Genomic DNA, 17,835 nt, shown 5'->3' with positions numbered 1-17,835 from the left:
ATTCAGCGGATCATGCACATCTCGTCCGCGGCGATGCAGGTGCCGAGCTGGGCACCGCTCGCGCCGCAACAGTTGCCCGTCAAACAATCGTCGTAGGTGAGGCAGCCGGAGCCCTTGGAGCACTTGAATCCGAGCATGCCGCAGGTCGGGCCGCCACAATCGACGCCGGTCTCGTCCCCGTTGGCGAGGCCGTCCATGCAATCGGGCGCCGCGCCGCCGGTGCCGCTCGTGCTTCCGCCGGTGCCGGTGCCGCCGCCGCCACCGGTTCCGCTCGCACTTCCGCCGCCGCTACCGCCGCCGCCTCCGCTTCCGATGTCGTCTCCGTCCGCCGTGCATGCGGCCGCGGTGACGAGGAGCGCTGCGAGGCCCCACCCGAACGCCTTGCCCATTTCCGAACCTCTCCAGTCCTGATCGCCGCGGACGGAAACGCGCGGCAGAGCCTATCACGGGGCTCTGTTCGCGGGCCGTTTTCATGAGAGAATCAAGCGATGGACGAAACGTTCCGCCAGCATGTCCGTGCCATCGCGGCGGAGGGCAAGGGTGAGCCTTTCGGAGGGCGCACCTTCCTCCCGCTCGTGACGCTCGACTCGGGCGCGCGTGTGGGCGTCGACGGCGATGGGACGTTCGTGCTCGCGAGCGCGGAAGGCGACACGATCACTCCGTACAGTACGGAAGACGCGCATGTTTTCCACGAGGTGCTGGAGTGGAAACGCGACGCCTTCGATGACAAGCTCGAAGAAGCCGGACGCGCGCTGGGGTTGCCGGAGCTTGCGGCCTCCCTCGCCTTCCCCGCGTTCGGCATCGTTCGCGCCGTGCTCGCGAAGAACATGCACTACACGACTCGCCTGGCGCTGTCGTGGCTCCTGCCGTCGGAGCTCCGCCAGGTGCAGGACGACATCCGCCGCGTGGCCGAGGACAGACAGTTGCCCACGGCCCTGCGGGATTTCGCGCGCAGGCTCCTGGTATCGCCCTGACGAACTTTTCGTTCCGGGACGAGCCCGACCGCGCTACACAGGTTCAGCGTTCGTGAAGGAAAGGAACCCCATGCCCGAGCCGTCTACGCCCCCGCCTCCGGGCCTGATCAGCGAGCAGGACGTGGAGCAGGAAATCCAGCGCCTCTTCCTCGCCCAGGCCGGATCGGGTCTCGTCATCCGCGTCTACGGCGAGGAGGGCGGGACGGCCGAGAACCTCGAAGCCTTCCGCGAGATGCTCACGTCGCTCCGCATGTACGACTACGGCTCCGCCGCCGGCGACGTACTCGTGGACGCGCCGAACCGTCAGATCCTGACGCGCGCACTCTCCGTCCTCGCTCGCGAGCAACACCAGAAGCGCATCCTCGATCACGTCCTCACGACGTTCGGTCGGCACCTCATCGATCCGCTCGCGCTGATCCTCGACACGAACCCCGAAGGCACGCTCATCTCACGTCTCAGCGTGCTCCGGGACATGTTCCTCGCGCAGATCGCAGAGCTCAAGCTGACGCAGGAGTCGCAGAGCATGCTCTCCGACGACCTCCGTAAGCTCCTGACGGACGAGTACCTGTCGATGGTCGCCGAGCACGAGGAGCGGGTGCAAAGGCCGCGCGTGCGGCGTCTGGCGCAGCAAAGTTTGCGCCTCGTCGGCTCGACGTTCCACAAGGCGCTCCGCGGCTGGCCCGAGCACGCCGAGCGCATCGCCTCGATGGTCGCACGTCGGATACACGGCAAAGTGCAACTCCGCGAGGTGCCCACGCTGATCCGCGATCAGATTTGCAACGCGATCGAGGAATTTTTGTGGGTCGAGACGGCGAACGAGATCGAGGGCGCGCTGACCTCGCTGTTCTCCGAGCACCGCGGCGTGATGAGCGAGCCGCTACGCGAGCTCGATCGTTCGCTCTACCAAGAGTTCGCCCAAGCCTGCTGGGAGATCATCGCGGAGTACTGCTAGGCGCCGGCACGGCCTTCGCATGGCGCGGGGCAACGAGCGTGCTGTCCATGCGCGCCCGTCCGCTCGACGTCGAGGTACCCCGTGATCCGCACTTGTCCGTCTTGCCAGACGAAGAATCGAATCCCCCCCGAGCGTCTGAGCGACACCGGTCGCTGCGGCGCCTGCAAATCCCCACTCCCGCCGCTCGCCGAGGCCCTGGAGGTCGACGCCCGGGAGTTCGGAGACATCGTCCGCACCGCGAAAGTGCCCGTCCTGGTGGATTTCTGGGCCCCCTGGTGCGGTCCGTGCCGGATGGCGACCCCCGAGGTCGCCCGCGCCGCCGCCCAGCGAGCAGGCAAGGCGATCGTGCTGAAGGTGAACACCGACGAGCACCCTGAGCTCGCCAGTCGCTACGGTGTCCGCGGCATCCCGCATTTCGTGGTGCTGCGCGGCGGCGAGCCAGTCGTGTCGCAAGCCGGGCTCGTCCGAGCCGCGCAGCTCATCGACTGGATCGACCGCGCAGCCGGGACCCCTCCCCGGCGCGCACACGTGGCCTAGCCCAGATTTCTGCCTAGACTCCGCCGCATGAGTGGAGCCCTCCTCGACGGGAAAGCCCTGGCGCAAAAGGTGCGTGACGAGGTGCGCGCAGACGTCGCGCAGTTCGTGGAAAAGCACGGTCGTCCGCCCGGTCTCGACGTGATCCTCGTGGGTGAAGACCCGGCCAGCGTCGTCTACACGCGCAACAAGGAAAAAGCCTCGAACGAGGTCGGGATGCGCGGAAGGCTCCATCGGCTGCCCGCCGAGACGAGCGAGGCCGAGCTGCTCGATCAAATCGCAGCCCTGAACGCAGACGAGTCCGTCGACGGCATCCTCGTTCAGCTCCCGCTGCCGAAGCACATCCGCGAAGATCGCGTGATCGATGCCGTGTCGCCAGCAAAGGACGTGGACGGCTTCCACCCGATCAACGCAGGGCACCTGGCCACAGGCAAAGCCGCACTCGTGCCATGCACGCCGACAGGTTGCATGCGGCTGATCGCGGAGACGGGTCGTTCGCTCGAAGGAGCACGCGCCGTCGTCGTGGGGCGGAGCAACATCGTGGGCAAACCGATGGCAATGCTGCTGCTCGGAGCAAACGCAACCGTGACGATGGCGCACTCCCGCACGAAGGATCTGCCCGCCGTATGCCGCGAAGCCGACGTGCTGGTCGTGGCCGTGGGGCGCGCGCGCATGGTGAAACGCGACTGGATCAAGGAAGGCGCCGTCGTGATCGACGTGGGCATGAACCGCGACGAAGTCGGCAAGCTCTGCGGCGACGTCGACACGGACGGCGCCCGAGAACGCGCCTCGTTCGTGACACCCGTGCCAGGCGGCGTCGGGCCCATGACCATCGCATGCCTGCTGCAAAACACAGCGCGCGCAGCGTGGGCACGGAAGGTGGCTGCCGGCTGAGGCGTGGCGCCCCGGGGTTTCACCCCGGACCCCAGCGGGGGCTGTCCGCCCCCTGCACCCCGGACCAGGCACGGCCTGGACCGAGGGCGGATAAACCGCGCGATGCGCGGTTTATCCGACGGGCCCGTGGCAAGACCACGAGCGGCGTTGCCTGCCGAGACGGCAGCGCTGCCCTACCCGCGAGCAGACACGTCGGCGCTGCGGTTTTGACCGGCAAGGTCGTCGCCGGTCTTGCCTCGGCCCTTTTCAAAAACCGCGCATCGCGCGGTTTTTGAACCCCCGGTCCAGGCCGTGCCTGGTCCGGGTCCAGGGGTGGACAACCCCTGGTCGGGCCCGGGGTGAAACCCCGGCGAACAGCCTTCCAGCTAGAGCCGCTGCGCGTACGTCATCACCAGGTACATGATCGTCTCGACCGCGTCTGGGTTTCGGTACACGTGGGGCACGTCGGCTTCGAAGACGATGGCGTCGCCTGTCCCGAGCATTCGTTTTTCGGCGCCGATCGTCATCTCGCAGCGGCCTGCGTTCACCACGAGGTTCTCGACGGTCCCTGGGGGGTGCGGGTCTGCGCGTTCTTCGGCGTGGGGGGCGAGGCGTAGCTCGTAGAACTCCACGCTGCGCGGCCGGTCCATGGGGAAGAGGGCGCGCGACTGGAAGGTGCCGTCGATGCTGCGTAGTACGCGGGCGCGCGCGGCGGGCAGGACCATCGCGCCGGGGCCGGATTCGGGGTTGATGAGTGCGGAGAAGGGCACGTCGAGGGCGCGTGCGATCTTCCAGAGCACGCTGATCGTCGGCGTGCTTTGTCCGAGCTCGATTTGCCCGAGCATCGCGCGGCTCACGCCGGAGGCGCGGGCGAGCTTCTCCAGGGAGAGCCCGCGCTCGGTGCGCAGACGCTTGAGGTTGCCGCTGACCACGGGTGCGATGTCGGCTGCGGCCTCGCCTGGCGGCGGAGCTGCGCCCTCTTCGGGCGTCTCCTCGGCTGGCTTTGCGGGTGCCTCCTCGTGGGTGACGTCTTCCGCTGGCCGCGCCTTGCTGCCCTTCGTCGCTTTCATTTGGGGCGCGTACTTTCGAGGATGGCCCTGATCCCGTCAAGGACAGGTCTACAACGTGAACGCCGCGACCGTCGCTGCGCTCGCCTGGATCGGGAGCTGGATCATGAAGCCCTGCTGGGCTGCGTCTGTCAGCGTGAATGTGCGTTGCTCGGCCGTCGCGGGCGCATCGACGTCGAAGGCGAGGATCACGCCTGCTGCGCCTGTCAGGTTCGTCTGGTTCGAGTAGAGCCCGACGCCTGTGTCGTAGGCGATTTCTGCGCCCGGCAGCGGCGTCGTCAGCGTCACTCCGGAGAGCGGCTGACCGTTGCGCGAAACCTTGATGATGAGGTGCGCGCGTGACGTCTGGATGACGATGGGCGCGGGCAAGGTTGCGGCGATCGACGAGAGCACGTTGCGATCGACCACGGGCAGGGTCACGGGGCCCGACGAGGGCACGCGCACGGCGGAGTGCGTGGACAGAATGCCTGTGGCCCCGAGGGTCTCGTCGCGCACGAAGATCCAGGGCGTCCCGCTGATCACGGAGGGCAGGCTGAAGCTCGTCACCATGTCGCCGTAGGGCGCTTCGAGCAGCATGCCTGTGCTCGACGTGGCGAAGATCGTCGCGGCGCCGGCGTAGGGGCCGATTTGCGCGAAGCTTGGCTCGTTCAGCACGCCCACGTTGCCGGTCACGTCGTTCGAGAGCGTCCCGCCCTCGCCACCCTGCCCGCCTCCGCCTCCGCTCGCGGTGGAACCGCCGCTCGGGTTCACGCAGCCTGGGCCGGTGCACGGAGACCGCGGGTCGAGATCGGTCTCCGCGGACCCACACGCCGCCGCGACGGATACGAGGCTCCCGAACATGGAGACACGAAGGAGAAGCGAAAGCGAAGAGGGCATCGTCATGTCGCAAGGATAAGCGCTTCCCGCGTACGGCAAAATGCCTCGCGGGGTGCGCGCATCGATCCTGCGCGGACGGTCAGCTTGCCGCTGCGGTTTTTGCGGTCGGGGAGGCCGGGGGCGTGGCCTGGGAGCTGCGGGTGCGGTGCTTGTGGAGGGCGAAGGCCAGGCCGCAGATCGCGAGGCCGATGAGCTGGGACGTGGAGAGGCCGAGGAGCGCGCCGCGATCGTCGGCGCGGAGGAACTCGAGCAGGAAGCGACCGATGGCGTAGAGCGCGAGGAACGAGACGAAGACCTGGCCGTCGTAGCGCTTCCGGCCGTGCACGTAGAGCAGACAGAAGGCCGCGATCCCGAACGAGACGGCCGACTCGTAGATCTGCGTCGGGTGCACGGGGTGCGAGACGTGGTTCATGCCGGGCAGCTCGGAAAGCTTCCACTGCGCCTCGCTCGCGGGGCTGTTCGCGGGGAACGCGAGCCCGAGCGGCCCGTCCGTGCGCACGCCGAAGCAGCAGCCCGCGAGCAGGCATCCCATGCGCCCGAACCCGAGCCCGAGCGGCACCGCGAACCCGGCCATGTCCGCCGCTTTCCAGAAGGGAAAACGATCCCGCTTGAGCAGGTAGACCGCCATCAGCGACGAGCCGATGAACCCGCCGTAATACGCGAGCCCGCCCTGCCAGAACTTCGCCCACGCGAAGCAGTCCTGCGCCGGCGGATGGCAAACGCCGCGCGCCGCGTCCCAGACCCCGCGCGCGACCCGTTCTTCCTGGCCGAACGGGTACCAGCCGAAGACGTTGAGCCCCGATCCGCGCGGCACGAGCTGCCCGCACTGGGCCTCGTTGTAGGGCCAGTCGACCTTCGTGGGATCGATGCAGAGGTGCACGTAGTCCCAGAAGTAGCCGTCTGCGATGACGTGGAGCAGGCGCCCGCCGACGACGCCCATGAGCAGACATGCGAGCCCGAGATCGACGATGACATCGGGGTCCTGCCCGATTCGCCGCGCCCACATGGATCCGAGGGCCGTGGCGAACAGGAAGCCCGTGAGCAGCAGCCCGAAATAGGCCGGGAACCCGATGTCGAGGTAGAAGACGCGGAAGAGCTCGGGTCGCATGGCTCCTTCAGGAAGAGGCTTCTTCGGCCTTCTTCGGTGGCGCGCTCTTCTTGCGCGACGTGAACATGTCGACGCCCATCAGGATCACGCCGGCCACGATCGCGATGTCGGCGATGTTGTAGGTCGGCCAGTGGTACTCGCGCATCGGGCCCGAGATCTTCTCGACCAGCTTGTCGAGGCCGGTGCCGTTGCCGATGTACATGTCGATGAAGTCGATGACGTGCCCGTAGCGGATACGATCGACGAGGTTGCCGAGCGCGCCGCCGAGCACGAGCGGCAGGCCCCACCGGAGCGCCGTCTGGTTCGGGGCGAGCTTGCGGTAGAGCGAGACGATGAAGGCGATCGCCACGACCGACACGAGCACGAAGAACGGCCGGCGCACGTTCTCGCTCTCGTTCTGGAGCAGGCCCCAGGCGCCGCCGCGGTTGTGCGCGAGCGCGAGCGAGAGGTAACCCTTGATCAGGTCGACGCGGGCGAACGGCTTGTCGAGATTCTGGACCGCCCACCACTTGCTGCCGAGATCGAGCGCCAGCGTGATGACCGCGACCACGGCGAGGAAGGCGTACGAGGCGCGGTACGGCGGCGCGGCCTTCGGGGCCTCACCCGCCCCGGTCTCCGGGGCCTCCGCGCTCGGCTCTTTCGACCTCTCGCCCCCTGCCCCGGCGGCCTCTAACTCCTCGGATTTCTCTTCCGTCATGGTCTTCGCGATGGTGCGCCCCGCGGGCGCGCCAAATCTTTCCGTAGCGTGTTCGGCGGTACCCCGAGGCGTGTCGGCTGTCCAGTGTCGAATTGCCTCACGCCTCTCCCGGAGGCAGTGGCGCTTCCGGCGCGGGGCTTGCGGTCAAGGGCTCGGCAGGCGGCACGGGCTCGCCTGATCCGCCGCGCGTCTTGCGCGACAGGAACGTGTCGAGGGCCATGAGCAGGACGCCGGCGACGATGGCGATGTCGGCGACGTTGAACGTGGGCCAGTGGATCTCGCGGCCGTTCCGGATGACGTAGAAGTCGATGAAGTCGATGACCGAGCCGTAGCGGATGCGGTCGACGAGGTTGCCGACGGCGCCGCCGAGCGCGAGGGGCAGGCCCCAGCGCATGGCCCACTGATCGCGGTGGATGCGGCGGTAGACCGAGACGATGAAGACGATGGCGGCCGAGGAGACGAAGAGGAAAAACGGGCGCCGGAGGTTCTCGGGCAAGCTGCGGAGAAAGCTCCAGGCCCCGCCCGGGTTCAGCGTGTAGATGAAGTCGAAGTGATCCTTGATCACCTCGATGCTCTTCGCGCGGCCCTTGTCTGCCCCGGACAACGCGGCCTTCGCCCAGCCCTTCGAGGCGAGATCGGCCGCGGCGGACACGACCGTGACCACGGCGAGGAAGAGCAGGGACGGGCGGTAGGCGTCGTTCGGGGGCGCCTCCGCGCGTGTTTCCTCGGCGTCTTGTCCGGTCATGGGTCGACCATGTGTACGCGATGGGCCATGGACCTGCAAAGCGGCCCAGCGGGCCTCCTTGTTCCCCGGGGCGTGGTGGCGCACCGCGGTACATCCGTTTAGTATGCGCGCCATGCCGCTGCCGCCGTGGAAGCAGCCCGTGGGCGTCGATGCCGTGATCGAAGGCTGGCTCGCCTCCGGGTACGTGCGCCCTTGCCTCACCGCCGACCGGGCCCTCCCCTCGTCGGAGGGGGACTACCGCGACATTCCCGAAGGCCTGCCCGACGCGCTGCGCCGCGCGCTCGCGTCACGCGGGATCACGCGGCTCTACGCGCACCAGGCCGAGGCGCTCGCGGCCGCGAAGGAGGGCAAGCACGTGGTGGTCGCGACGCCGACGGCGAGCGGCAAGAGCATGTGCTTCCACCTGCCCGTGCTCTCGTCGCTGATGGCCGATCCCGACGCGAGCGCGATCTACCTCTACCCGACGAAGGCGCTCTCGCGGGACCAGGAGGCCGGGGTGCAGAAGCTCATCCGCGACGCGGGGCTCACGATCCCGGCCATCGTCTACGACGGGGACACGCCGGGCGACGCGAGGCGCGCGGCCCGCGAGCGCAGCCCGATCGTCATGACGAACCCCGACATGCTGCACGCGGGGATCCTGCCGCATCACGCGCACTGGGCACGCACGTTCCAGCGGCTCAAGTACGTGGTGCTCGACGAGCTTCACACCTATCGCGGCGTCTTCGGCTCGCATGTGGCGCACGTGCTCGCGCGGGTGCGGCGCGTGGCGCAGTTCCACGGGTCGGATCCGATCTTCCTGTGCGCGACGGCGACGATCGGGAACCCGGGCGAGCACGCGTCGCGGCTGCTCGGGGTGCCGGAAGATCGGATCCGCGTGCTCGGCGAGTCGGGCGCGCCGCGCGGGGCGCGTCGGCTCTTCGTCTACAACCCGCCGGTCGTGAACGCCGAGCTCGGCGTGCGCGCGAGCACGCTCAAGGCCTCGGTGCACCTCGCGGTGGATCTCATCCGTGCTCGGGTGCCGACGATCGTGTTCGGGCAGTCGCGGAACTCGGTGGAGATCATGCTGAAGTATCTGCGTGATCGCGTGGGCGACGAGGTCGGGCCCGACGCGATCATGGCGTACCGCGGCGGATATCTGCCGGAGACGCGGCGGCGCGTGGAGCACGGGCTACGCGAGGGAGAGATTCTCTGCGTCGTGGCCACGAACGCGCTCGAGCTCGGGATCGACATCGGCGAGCTCGACGCGGTCGTCTGCGCGGGCTACCCGGGCAGCATCGCGGCGACGTGGCAGCGCTTCGGACGCGCGGGAAGGCGCGGCGGCACGAGCATCGCGGTCATGGTCGCGAACTCGACGGCGCTCGATCAGTACCTCGCGACGAACCCCGAGTACCTCCTGCGCGGCGAGATCGAGCAAGCGCGGATCGATCCGGAGAACACCGAGATCCTGATCCAGCACCTCAAGTGCGCCGCGTTCGAGATGCCTTTCCTGCGCGGCGAGGACTACCGCGGAATGGACCCCGAGAACACGGAGGCGGCGCTGCGTTTCCTCGCGGGGCACGGCGTGGTGCACGAGTCCGAGGATCGGTTCCACTGGTCGACGGACGCGTACCCGGCGAACCACGTGAGCCTGAGGACCGTGGGCTGGGACAACTTCGTCATCATCGATCGGGCCCAGGGCAAGGTCCTCGCCGAGCTCGACTTCCGCTCGACGCACACGATGCTGCACGAGCAGGCCATCTACCAGCACGACGGCGAGCAGTACCAGGTGGAGAAACTCGACTACGAGAACCACAAGGCGTTCGTCACGAAGGTCGAGCCGGACTACTTCACGACGGCGATGACGAAGCGCAAGGTGGCCGTCATCGAGGAGAGCGCGCGCGCCCCGCTCGGCCGGGCGATGTCCGGCTGGGGCGAGGTGAGCGTCGTCGAGAAGATCGTCGGGTACAAGAAGATCAAGTTCCACACGCACGAGAACACGGGCTACGGCGACGTGCGGCTGCCCGACATGCAGATGCACACGACGAGCTTCTGGCTGACGGTGCCGGAGGAGGTGTGCATGGAGCTCGGGCTCGGCCGCGCCGCGGCGATCGAGGGGATGCGCGGGATCGCGGTCGCGCTGGAGACGGTCTCGACGCTCGCGCTGATGTGCGATCCGCGGGACATCGGGCAGACGCTCGGCGACGGCGGTGACGACGAGAACCAGCCGCCGCAGGCGTCGGGGGGTCCGCACGCCGGGTTCGATCCGACGATCTTCCTCTTCGACAACGTGCCCGGCGGCGTGGGTTTGGCCGAGCGGATCTACGAGTCGGCGCACGAGCTCGTGGCGCGGACGCGTCAGCTCGTCTCACGCTGCACGTGTCAGGCCGGGTGCCCGATGTGCGTGGGCGCGACGAGCGGAGACGGGATCCGGAAGAAGGCGGCGCTCGGGCTGCTCGCCTCGATCTTTCACTGAGTCAGTCGTCTCGTCCCGCGGCGTCGTCGTCGTCGTCTCCGACGTCGGCGACGCGGGATCGATCCTTCGTGAGCGGCGGATAGAGGTTGTCCACGAAGGCCTCGGACACGACCCCGGCGATCCGCGTGTCCATCTCGGACAGGTGTGCGCGTAGCTCCGCGATCGCGAGCTCCAGCGCGGCTTTCAGCGTGCGCTGCCGCGGCAGCGACTCACGCTCCATCGCGGCCGTCGCCTCGCCGAGGCGGTCTCCCTTGGAGGCGCGCTGCTCGAACGTCGCCGCGCGGATCGCGCCGCGGTAGCGCACGCGCTCGCGCTCCAGAAAATCGCGGTACGCCTTCACCGCGCCGGAGAGCTCCTGGATGCAGTTGTCGAGCCGCCCGAGCTCCTTGCGCAGCGCCTTCTTCGGCTCGGCGTCGAGCCCGCTGTGCTCCACGTGCGCGGCCAAGGTCGCGTAGATCTCCCGCGCCCACCGGAGGTGACGGAGCCCCGACGCGCCTCGCGTGAGTTTGTCCACGGCTCGTTGCTCCTTCCTTCAGCAGGGCTTCTTCTTGTTCTTGCCCTTGAGCTTCTCGCGCATCTTCGGACAAACGTCCTTGATCGTGCCGCTCTTGTCCTTGTACGCGGCCTTGATCTTCTCGAACTCGTCCGCGTTCTTCTTCTTGAGATCCACCTTTTCGGCCGGATCATCCTTCAGGTTGAAGAAGCGGTAGCCCGCGTCGTCGCCCTCGGCGATGAGCTTCCAGTCGCCACGCACGAAGGCCCTGCGGCGATCGTTGTCGCTCGTGCGCGGGAGATCCTGGATCACGTCGCGCTTCTCGGGATCCTTGCCGTAGAGCTCGGGCACGAGGCTCGTGCCCTGCATGGCCGGATCCTTCGGCTGGCCGAACATCTCGAGGATCGTCGGCGCGAGATCGACGCCGCTGCGCGGCTCGTCGATCTGGCGGGGCACGATGCCCGGGGCGCGGATGATGAGCGGCACGTGCGTGAGCACGTCCCAGAGCTCGAAGCCGTGGCGGTACATGCCGTGCTCGCCGAACGCGTCGCCGTGATCACTCGACACGATGATCGCCGTGCGCTTGCCCCACTCCTGCGAATCGACGAACTCGAAGAGCTTGCCGAGGTGCTGGTCGGTGAACGTGACCTCGGCGTCGTACTTGTCGCGCGTCGACTTGCCGTACGGGCCGATGCCGTCGTGCGGCATGTACTGATCGTGCGGGTCGAGGAAGTGGAACCAGGCGAAGAAGCGGCCGCCCGTGTTCGCCTTCTCCGAGAGGATCTTCTTCGCGAGATCGACGTGCTGCGGGCTCGTGACGTTCTTGTCCGTGGTGTTGTCGACCGAGAGGCCCGGGATGATCTCGTAGACGTCGAACCCCTGGCGGAAGCCGGCCTTTTGATCGAAGTAAAAGTGCGCGTGCGCGGTCAACGTGCGCACGCCGGCCTTCTGCAGAAGCTCCGGGAACATGAGCACGCTGTCGGGATAGTTCCCGAAGAAGTAGCCGCTTCGCTCGAGCTCGCTCGGATACCGGCCCGAGAGGAAGCCGCCGAGGCTCATCGCCGTGTACGAGGAGACGGCATAGAACCGCGAGTACGAGACCGCGGTCTTCGCGAAATTGGTGAGCACCGGCGCGATGTCGCGCGGGTAGCCGAGCCAGGGCATGTCGGCCCGCAGGCTGTCGACCGTCACCACAAGGACGTTGAGGTCCTTCGGGAGCCCCGTCCCCTTCGCGTCAGCCGGCGCGGCCTTCGGAGCCTCGGCGGCAGTCGCGGCGGCCGGAGCTGCGCTTGCGGCGGGCGCGGTCGAGGTGGCGGGCGCGGCGGCGCTCGTGGTCTCGGCGGCCGGGGTGGCGGCAGGCTTCGGCGGCTGGGATTCGCCGTTCTGGGTGCAGGCAGCGGAGGCCCCGACGAGGGCCAGGAACGCGGTACAGCGCAGAGCAGAGGGCATGGCGCCGGCTATCTACCCCCGTTCGTGCCGGACGGCCGCGAAAACAACACACTTTGGTGTAAGGCCACGTATCCTCGCGCGTTCGAGGCAACGAATGAGCCGCTTTTCTCACTTTCGACTGGGCGCTGTGGGTGGGTTTCTCCTTCTGGCCTCCGCACTCCCCCTCGCGGGATGTGCGCGAGGACCGGACGTCGCCAGCGGTCTCGCGCTCCGGCGCGTGGTCATCTACCGCAACGGCGTCGGGTACTACGAGCGCGCTGGGCACGTGGACGAGGCCGAGGTCGCGTTCAAGGTCCGGACCGAGCGCATCGGCGACTTCCTCGCCACGCTCGCCGTGATGGAGCAAGGCGGGAGCAGCGTGCGCAGCGCGTCGTTCCCGGTCGAGCTCGAGAAGGACAAGGACGAAGGCGATGGCGAAGAGGAGGACGAGGACAGCGAGGCCGAGCCGCCCGCCCCCGAGCCTCGGTACGGCATGCCGATGCCGCCGCCGCAGCCTCCGAAGCCGCCGAAGAAGAAGAAGGGCGATGGCCGCGAGACGGTGCGGCTGACGCTCGACGGCGAGGAGCACGATCTCGTGGTCGGGTACGTCGCGGAGACGCCGGTCTGGCGGCCCTCGTATCGCCTGGTGATCGGGAAGGCCGAGAGCACCGGCACGGGGAAGGCGGACCTGCAGGCCTGGGGCATCGTGCAGAACCAGTCGGGCGAGGACTGGAAGGGCGTGCGTTTGTCGCTCGTCGCGGGCGCGCCGCTCGCGTTCCAGGCGACCCTCGACAAACCCGTGGTGCCGCCGCGCCCCGTGGTGACGGATGAAGGCGAGGTGATCGCGTCGGTGCCCGTGGGCGAGACGAGCCTGCCCACGATGGCGTCCGCGCCTCCGCCGCCGCCGCCCATGCCGATGGACGCGTCGCGGACCGAAGAGGGCGGCGAGAGCCTCGACGGTCTGCTCGCCGAGGCCGAGGCCACGAAGGATGAGGCGGCGGACGGAGATTTCTCCGGCGAGGGCCGCGGCCCCGCGCCGCGCGCGTCGACGAAACGCTCGTCGGCGGCGCCCGCGAAGAGGGGCCGCGTGGCGGCGAACTACGGCGGCGGATATCCGGCCACCGGCCAGGCGGCCGCGCCCGCGCCGTATCCGACGGAGATGCCGCCCCCGGTGACGCCGTCGAACCCGCGCAACGTGAACGCGCTCGCGGCCGTCGCGATGGAAGGCGGCACGACGCGTTACGATCTCCCCTTCGCCGTCGACATCCCGAACAAGAGCGCGACGATGGTTCTCTTGCTCGCGCAAAGCGTGCCCGGCGAGGCGATCTTCCTGTTCTCGCCAGACGGCGGCGTGCGCGACTCGTTCTCGCACCCGTTCCGCGTCGCGCGCTTCACGAACAACACGAAGGGCATCCTCGAAAAAGGGCCGATCGCAGTGTTCGACGGCGGCGCATTCCTCGGGCAAGGCATGGTCGATCCACTGCCGCCCGGTGCCGTCGCGACGGTGCCGTTCGCCCTCGAACGAGGTCTCGCCGTGACCACGGACCGCACGGAGGACGAGCTCAGCGCGCGGCTCGCGAAGATCGAGGCGGGGCAGCTCTACATCGAGCGCGATTGGGTCTACCACACGAAGTACACGATCAAGAACGGCACGGACCTCGACGCAAAGACGCTCGTGAAGCACGCGCGGATGCCCGGCACGCGGCTCGAAAACCCGCCCAAAGGCACCGAAGACAACGTCGGCACGGGCAGCGCGCTCGTCCCGCAGACGACGCCGAAGCGCGGGATGAACGTGCTCGACGTGGAGGAACGTCGCAGCTTCACGCGGCAGGTCGACGCACTGTCGCAGCTCGCCGACGACGCGGTGAAGGCCTACATGAACGATCCGCGCGCCGACAAGATCGTGGTGGCAGAGCTGAAGAAGGCGTGGGACGCACGCGGCAAGCTGCGGACGGCGCTCGACGAGCGGAACAAGCTCCAGTCCGAGCAGAACACGCTCGAGCGCGAGAGCGAGCAGCTCCGGCGGAACTTGAAGGCGATCGAGAAGATCAAGGACGACCCGCGGGACACGGTGTCGCGGCAGAACACCGAAAAGATGCGGCAGGACTTCACGGATCGTCTCGGCAAGGCGTCGACGCGTCTCGGCGAGATCACGAAGCGTCTGACAATCCTCGAGATCGAGGTGAACGAGCAGTCGGTGCGGGTGCGGGATCTGCTCGCCTCGATCAAGCTGGAGAAGGCGCTGCCAACCCCGTGACGTGAGATGCGCGGAGCGGGGCTTTGCCCCGCACCCCCGCAGGGGGCTGTCCGCCCCCTGCACCCCGGACCAGTGCAAGCGCTGGACTCAGGGTCGATGAACTGCGCGATGCGCAGTTCATCGAACAGGCCGAAGCAAGACCGGCGACGATGTTGCCAGTCAAAACCGCAGCGCTGACGTGTCTGCTCGAGGCGTGCAGCGCTGCCGCCTCGGCTGGCGAGGTGGTTCGTGGTCTTGCCACGGGCCCGTCGGATAAACCGCGCATCGCGCGGTTTATCCGCCCTCGGTCCAGGCCGTGCCTGGTCCGGGTCCAGGGGTGGACAACCCCTGGTCGGGTCCGGGGTGAAACCCCGGCGCTACGCTACGCTCAGGCCTTCGAGGCCTTCGACGATCCTGGCGAGCGCGACGTGCCCGCGTGCGTCCACGTCCGCTCCGCGCCGAGTGCGAGCCAGGTCATCTCGATCGTTTGCTCTCCAACGACCGCACGAACCTTGTCTCCCCAGGCTGCGGGCTCGGGCAAGGACAGGATCTTCTGCCCCTTCAAGCCGTCGAGGGACGCGGGCGGTACCTCGAACGTCGCGATGCCTTCGCTCGCGAGCGCTCCCACCGCGGTGCTCGGGACGAACGGCGCGACGACGGCGCGGAGCGCCGGCAGATCGACCGTCTTCTCCACGACGGCGCGGACCTCGTCCAGTGAACGGAGCACGACCACGACGCCGCCCGTGGTGGGCGGACCTCCGGGGGCCGCCTGGATCTCCGCGGGTTTGCCGTTCGAGCCCGATCGGGATGCACCTTCGATCAGGTTGAGCTCGAGCAGCCCCTTCCACGACACCGGTGGCGGCAGCGCGGGCGACTTGCCCGCGGCCGCGCCCTCGCCCTTCTTGTCGCGCAGCACGAGCACGTCGTCGGTGGGCAGCGCGCGCGGCACGGTCACGCGCACGGGGCGCTTGAACGAGCGCGGATCCCCGACGGTCCCCGTGGCCACCGCGTACGCGAGTGTCTCGGCCGAGGCCACGACGAACGACGGCACGCCCGGCACGCGCGGCGCCGGTTCCGCTGTGCGCAGCGAGATCGTCCCTGATGGCGGCGGATAGAGCTCCCCCGTCACGACGCGCCGATCGGGCTCGATGATGCGCGCGCCCGTGGCCACGAGATCCACGAGCGCGCCCGATTGCGCGAGGACCTCGAGCACCTGGCGCGACGGCGGCGCGACGAGCAGGTCGAGCCGCGAAGGAACACGCTTCGACTTGAGGAGCAGCGCGGCTGCGAGCATGTCGCGCAGGGTCACGCCCGAGTCGCCGCCGAGCACGACCTGGCCCACGGGCTTGCCCGCGAGATCCCGCACGGGTCGCACGACCCCCGCCTCGTCCATGAGCAGGGGATCCACCGTGCTGAGATCGAGCGAGACGACCTCTTCGCATGGCGCGCCCGGATCGGGGACGAGGGCGCGGTGCGCCTTGGAGCGTCGTTGATCTCGAAGGAAGACCTCGGTCTTCTCGTCGCTCACGAACAGGGCTGCGGCGGCGCCGACCTGGGGCGCGATGCCGCAGAGCACCGCGCGCTCCGCGACCGAGAGCAGGCGCGCGCTCGGGCCCGCGAACTCGAGCACCACGGGGGCGTGATGCTCGGCCTCGATGCGCCGTACGATCTCGTCGATGCCCCGGCGCAGGAGCTCGAGCGCCACGTCGCGCGCGCACACGAACGGGCGCACGCGGCCCGAGAGGTGGATCTGCACGCTGCGCGGTGGGCGCACCCAGGTCGATCCCGTCGCGAGGGCCTGGCCGAGCTGACTCGGGGAGACCACGAGGGTCAGCATCCCGACCCCGCCGACGGGGGCGAGGCGCGCGTCGTCCGTGAGCGCGAGCCTCGCTGGCGCGGCGAAGCGCTCGAGGTGTACGGGCGCGGGGAAGCCGATGCCGCCGCGGGCGATGGGCACGTTGTACGCGGGCAGCTCTGGCGAGACGGCTTGCGGCGCGCCGGCGGCCACGTCGGCGAGGGCGCGCGCGTCGGTCACGCAGGTGCCGTCGTAGGCCACGGCCATCTCGACCGGGGTCTTCTTCATCCCGGCGGAGAGCGCCTCACCGAGGGCCCGGTTGGGCGATCGCGACAGGATGATCTGATCGACCTTGACCTGGACCAGATCTCCTCGGAGCTGCGGATCGGCGGCGCGTCCCGCGAGGATCTTCTGGGGCATCGTGCGGGGGGGATCCCCGGCTCGTGCGCGCATTTCTTTGGGCCGTCCTTCTCGTTCGGATACGTGGGGACAAACCAGGTGCCACCGCGATGGGTCGGTGGGCACGTAGCCGCGACGCACGTTAGCCGCTCGGCGGGACGAGGGTCAAGCGCCGGTTAGGGCGGGCCCGTAGGTGCGGGAATGGCCCGGTTGGCATCGGGATGCAAGAGGCAAAAGTGGCTCCCCCGAGACTGTCAGGACGATCGGAGGACGGAAAGCGCGCCTGACCGGACGGACGTCCTGGGGTGCCAGGCCGCAAATCCGAGGCTCTTCGAACGAACCTCCCCTTTCTTTTTCCCGTCCGCCTCGGGTTTCGCTAAGGTTTCAGCCCATGTTCCAGAGCGTCCTCAAGGAGGTCGTCGAAGGCACGGAGGGTGGCATCGCCAGCCTCCTCATGGATTTCGAGGGCATCCCGGTCGACAGCTACTCGAAGCCCGACGCCCCCTTCGACATCAACACGATCGGCGCGGAGTTCAGCGTCGTCATCAAGTCGATCCAGCGTGCGGCCCAGATGCTCGAGGCCGGCGATACCGCCGAGATCGCCATCGAGGCCGCGAAGGTGACGACGGTCATCCGCGTGCTGAACGAACGACACTTCGTCGCGGTCTCCGTACGGCCCGACGGTAACGTCGGCAAGGCGCGGTACATGCTGCGCGTCAAAGCGCCGGTCCTGTTGAAGGACATGTGAGCACCTCGCCGAAACGCGTCCTGGTCGTCTCAGGACCGAACCTCGACAGGCTCGGCAAGCGTGAACCTTCCATCTACGGCACGACCACCCTCGACGACATCCACAAGGCCGTCGAGGAGGTCGCGCGGAGCGAAGGCGTTCTCGTGTCGTTCCTGCAGTCGAACCACGAGGGCGAGCTCGTGACGGCCATCGGACGCGCCGCGGACGAAGGCTTTCACGGCATCGTCATGAACGGCGCCGGGCTCACCCACACCTCGGTCGTGCTGCACGACGCCATCCGCGCGAGCGGCCTGCCCGTGGTCGAGGTACACATCACGAACACCGCGGCGCGCGAGTCGTTCCGTCACCACTCGATCACGGCCGGCGCGTGCCTCGGCACCGTCGCCGGCTTTGGTCCCGCGTCGTACGTGCTCGGCTTGCTCGGCCTCGTCTACCACCTGCAGCAGCGCGAAAATTGA

17 protein-coding genes are annotated in these 17,835 nt (G+C 68.5%); 8 read left to right on the top strand and 9 right to left on the bottom strand.

Going from position 1 to position 17,835, the window contains the following annotated elements:
- Window positions 1–2 precede the first annotated feature (2 nt).
- On the bottom strand, window positions 3–389 hold the full coding sequence (locus tag KEG38_RS28210) for a hypothetical protein (RefSeq protein ID WP_272423047.1): 387 nt from the start codon (window positions 387–389) through the stop codon (window positions 3–5).
- 99 nt (window positions 390–488) lie between these two features.
- Here KEG38_RS28210 and KEG38_RS28205 point away from each other — a divergent pair, with 99 nt between their 5' ends.
- The 4 genes from KEG38_RS28205 to folD all read left to right on the top strand — a co-directional run bounded on the left by KEG38_RS28205 (window position 489) and on the right by folD (window position 3,354).
- Window positions 489–974, top strand: coding sequence for a hypothetical protein (locus tag KEG38_RS28205; protein WP_272423046.1), 486 nt, complete (start codon window positions 489–491; stop codon window positions 972–974).
- Between the two features lie 70 nt (window positions 975–1,044).
- A complete protein-coding gene (locus KEG38_RS28200) occupies window positions 1,045–1,926 on the top strand; it encodes a hypothetical protein (RefSeq protein ID WP_272423045.1) in 882 nt (293 codons plus the stop codon).
- Between the two features lie 81 nt (window positions 1,927–2,007).
- On the top strand, window positions 2,008–2,463 hold the full coding sequence (gene trxA / locus KEG38_RS28195; protein ID WP_272423044.1) for a thioredoxin: 456 nt from the start codon (window positions 2,008–2,010) through the stop codon (window positions 2,461–2,463).
- 27 nt (window positions 2,464–2,490) lie between these two features.
- Window positions 2,491–3,354, top strand: coding sequence for a bifunctional methylenetetrahydrofolate dehydrogenase/methenyltetrahydrofolate cyclohydrolase FolD (gene folD, locus KEG38_RS28190; RefSeq protein WP_272423043.1), 864 nt, complete (start codon window positions 2,491–2,493; stop codon window positions 3,352–3,354).
- Between the two features lie 365 nt (window positions 3,355–3,719).
- Here folD and KEG38_RS28185 read toward each other — a convergent pair whose 3' ends face one another.
- The 5 genes from KEG38_RS28185 to lspA (KEG38_RS28165) all read right to left on the bottom strand — a co-directional run bounded on the left by KEG38_RS28185 (window position 3,720) and on the right by lspA (KEG38_RS28165) (window position 7,826).
- On the bottom strand, window positions 3,720–4,403 hold the full coding sequence (locus KEG38_RS28185; RefSeq protein WP_272423041.1) for a helix-turn-helix domain-containing protein: 684 nt from the start codon (window positions 4,401–4,403) through the stop codon (window positions 3,720–3,722).
- A 48-nt stretch (window positions 4,404–4,451) separates the two neighbouring features.
- Complete coding sequence (locus KEG38_RS28180) at window positions 4,452–5,282, bottom strand: hypothetical protein (RefSeq protein ID WP_272423039.1); 831 nt, start codon at window positions 5,280–5,282, stop codon at window positions 4,452–4,454.
- A 73-nt stretch (window positions 5,283–5,355) separates the two neighbouring features.
- Window positions 5,356–6,384: a prolipoprotein diacylglyceryl transferase gene (locus KEG38_RS28175; RefSeq protein ID WP_272423038.1), complete on the bottom strand. Its 1,029-nt coding sequence runs from the start codon at window positions 6,382–6,384 to the stop codon at window positions 5,356–5,358.
- A gap of 7 nt (window positions 6,385–6,391) precedes the next feature.
- Window positions 6,392–7,081 carry a signal peptidase II gene (gene lspA / locus KEG38_RS28170; protein WP_272423036.1) on the bottom strand — a complete coding sequence of 230 codons (690 nt, stop codon included), beginning with the start codon at window positions 7,079–7,081 and terminating at the stop codon, window positions 6,392–6,394.
- A 97-nt stretch (window positions 7,082–7,178) separates the two neighbouring features.
- Window positions 7,179–7,826 carry a signal peptidase II gene (gene lspA, locus KEG38_RS28165; protein WP_272423035.1) on the bottom strand — a complete coding sequence of 216 codons (648 nt, stop codon included), beginning with the start codon at window positions 7,824–7,826 and terminating at the stop codon, window positions 7,179–7,181.
- A 103-nt stretch (window positions 7,827–7,929) separates the two neighbouring features.
- Here lspA (KEG38_RS28165) and KEG38_RS28160 point away from each other — a divergent pair, with 103 nt between their 5' ends.
- A complete protein-coding gene (locus KEG38_RS28160) occupies window positions 7,930–10,278 on the top strand; it encodes a DEAD/DEAH box helicase (RefSeq protein ID WP_276073681.1) in 2,349 nt (782 codons plus the stop codon).
- 1 nt (window position 10,279) lies between these two features.
- On the opposite strand, the gene KEG38_RS28155 is transcribed toward KEG38_RS28160, so the two are convergent.
- Together KEG38_RS28155 and KEG38_RS28150 are read right to left on the bottom strand one after the other, a co-directional pair.
- Complete coding sequence (locus KEG38_RS28155) at window positions 10,280–10,792, bottom strand: hypothetical protein (RefSeq protein ID WP_272423033.1); 513 nt, start codon at window positions 10,790–10,792, stop codon at window positions 10,280–10,282.
- A gap of 18 nt (window positions 10,793–10,810) precedes the next feature.
- Window positions 10,811–12,220 carry a sulfatase gene (locus KEG38_RS28150; protein WP_272423032.1) on the bottom strand — a complete coding sequence of 470 codons (1,410 nt, stop codon included), beginning with the start codon at window positions 12,218–12,220 and terminating at the stop codon, window positions 10,811–10,813.
- Between the two features lie 217 nt (window positions 12,221–12,437).
- Between KEG38_RS28150 and KEG38_RS28145 the strand changes: the two genes are divergently transcribed.
- On the top strand, window positions 12,438–14,456 hold the full coding sequence (locus tag KEG38_RS28145) for a hypothetical protein (protein ID WP_272423031.1): 2,019 nt from the start codon (window positions 12,438–12,440) through the stop codon (window positions 14,454–14,456).
- Window positions 14,457–14,823: 367 nt separating this feature from the next.
- Here the strand turns inward: KEG38_RS28145 and KEG38_RS28140 are convergent, their stop codons facing one another.
- Window positions 14,824–16,650 (bottom strand): aconitase family protein, encoded by a 1,827-nt coding sequence (locus KEG38_RS28140; protein ID WP_272423030.1) that lies wholly within the window; start codon window positions 16,648–16,650, stop codon window positions 14,824–14,826.
- A gap of 370 nt (window positions 16,651–17,020) precedes the next feature.
- Here KEG38_RS28140 and KEG38_RS28135 point away from each other — a divergent pair, with 370 nt between their 5' ends.
- Both KEG38_RS28135 and aroQ read left to right on the top strand, forming a co-directional pair.
- Complete coding sequence (locus tag KEG38_RS28135; protein ID WP_136934686.1) at window positions 17,021–17,377, top strand: roadblock/LC7 domain-containing protein; 357 nt, start codon at window positions 17,021–17,023, stop codon at window positions 17,375–17,377.
- Window positions 17,374–17,835 carry a type II 3-dehydroquinate dehydratase gene (aroQ, locus tag KEG38_RS28130; protein ID WP_272423028.1) on the top strand — a complete coding sequence of 154 codons (462 nt, stop codon included), beginning with the start codon at window positions 17,374–17,376 and terminating at the stop codon, window positions 17,833–17,835. The genes KEG38_RS28135 and aroQ overlap by 4 nt, the downstream gene beginning before the upstream one ends.

It is taken from the genome of Polyangium jinanense, from assembly GCF_028435265.1.
GTDB classification, from domain to species: domain Bacteria; phylum Myxococcota_A; class Polyangia; order Polyangiales; family Polyangiaceae; genus Polyangium; species Polyangium jinanense.
This window is presented reverse-complemented; position numbering and strand designations above follow the sequence as displayed.

Excerpts from the sequence above, each read along its gene's own strand:
- KEG38_RS28210 (WP_272423047.1), bottom strand. The coding sequence starts at position 389 with ATGGGCAAGGCGTTCGGGTGGGGCCTCGCAGCGCTCCTCGTCACCGCG.
- KEG38_RS28205 (WP_272423046.1), top strand. The coding sequence starts at position 489 with ATGGACGAAACGTTCCGCCAGCATGTCCGTGCCATCGCGGCGGAGGGC.
- KEG38_RS28200 (WP_272423045.1), top strand. The coding sequence starts at position 1,045 with ATGCCCGAGCCGTCTACGCCCCCGCCTCCGGGCCTGATCAGCGAGCAG.
- folD (WP_272423043.1), top strand. The coding sequence starts at position 2,491 with ATGAGTGGAGCCCTCCTCGACGGGAAAGCCCTGGCGCAAAAGGTGCGT.
- KEG38_RS28185 (WP_272423041.1), bottom strand. The coding sequence starts at position 4,403 with ATGAAAGCGACGAAGGGCAGCAAGGCGCGGCCAGCGGAAGACGTCACC.
- KEG38_RS28180 (WP_272423039.1), bottom strand. The coding sequence starts at position 5,282 with ATGACGATGCCCTCTTCGCTTTCGCTTCTCCTTCGTGTCTCCATGTTC.
- KEG38_RS28175 (WP_272423038.1), bottom strand. The coding sequence starts at position 6,384 with ATGCGACCCGAGCTCTTCCGCGTCTTCTACCTCGACATCGGGTTCCCG.
- lspA (WP_272423036.1), bottom strand. The coding sequence starts at position 7,081 with ATGACGGAAGAGAAATCCGAGGAGTTAGAGGCCGCCGGGGCAGGGGGC.
- lspA (WP_272423035.1), bottom strand. The coding sequence starts at position 7,826 with ATGACCGGACAAGACGCCGAGGAAACACGCGCGGAGGCGCCCCCGAAC.
- KEG38_RS28160 (WP_276073681.1), top strand. The coding sequence starts at position 7,930 with ATGCGCGCCATGCCGCTGCCGCCGTGGAAGCAGCCCGTGGGCGTCGAT.
- KEG38_RS28150 (WP_272423032.1), bottom strand. The coding sequence starts at position 12,220 with ATGCCCTCTGCTCTGCGCTGTACCGCGTTCCTGGCCCTCGTCGGGGCC.
- KEG38_RS28140 (WP_272423030.1), bottom strand. The coding sequence starts at position 16,650 with ATGCCCCAGAAGATCCTCGCGGGACGCGCCGCCGATCCGCAGCTCCGA.
- KEG38_RS28135 (WP_136934686.1), top strand. The coding sequence starts at position 17,021 with ATGTTCCAGAGCGTCCTCAAGGAGGTCGTCGAAGGCACGGAGGGTGGC.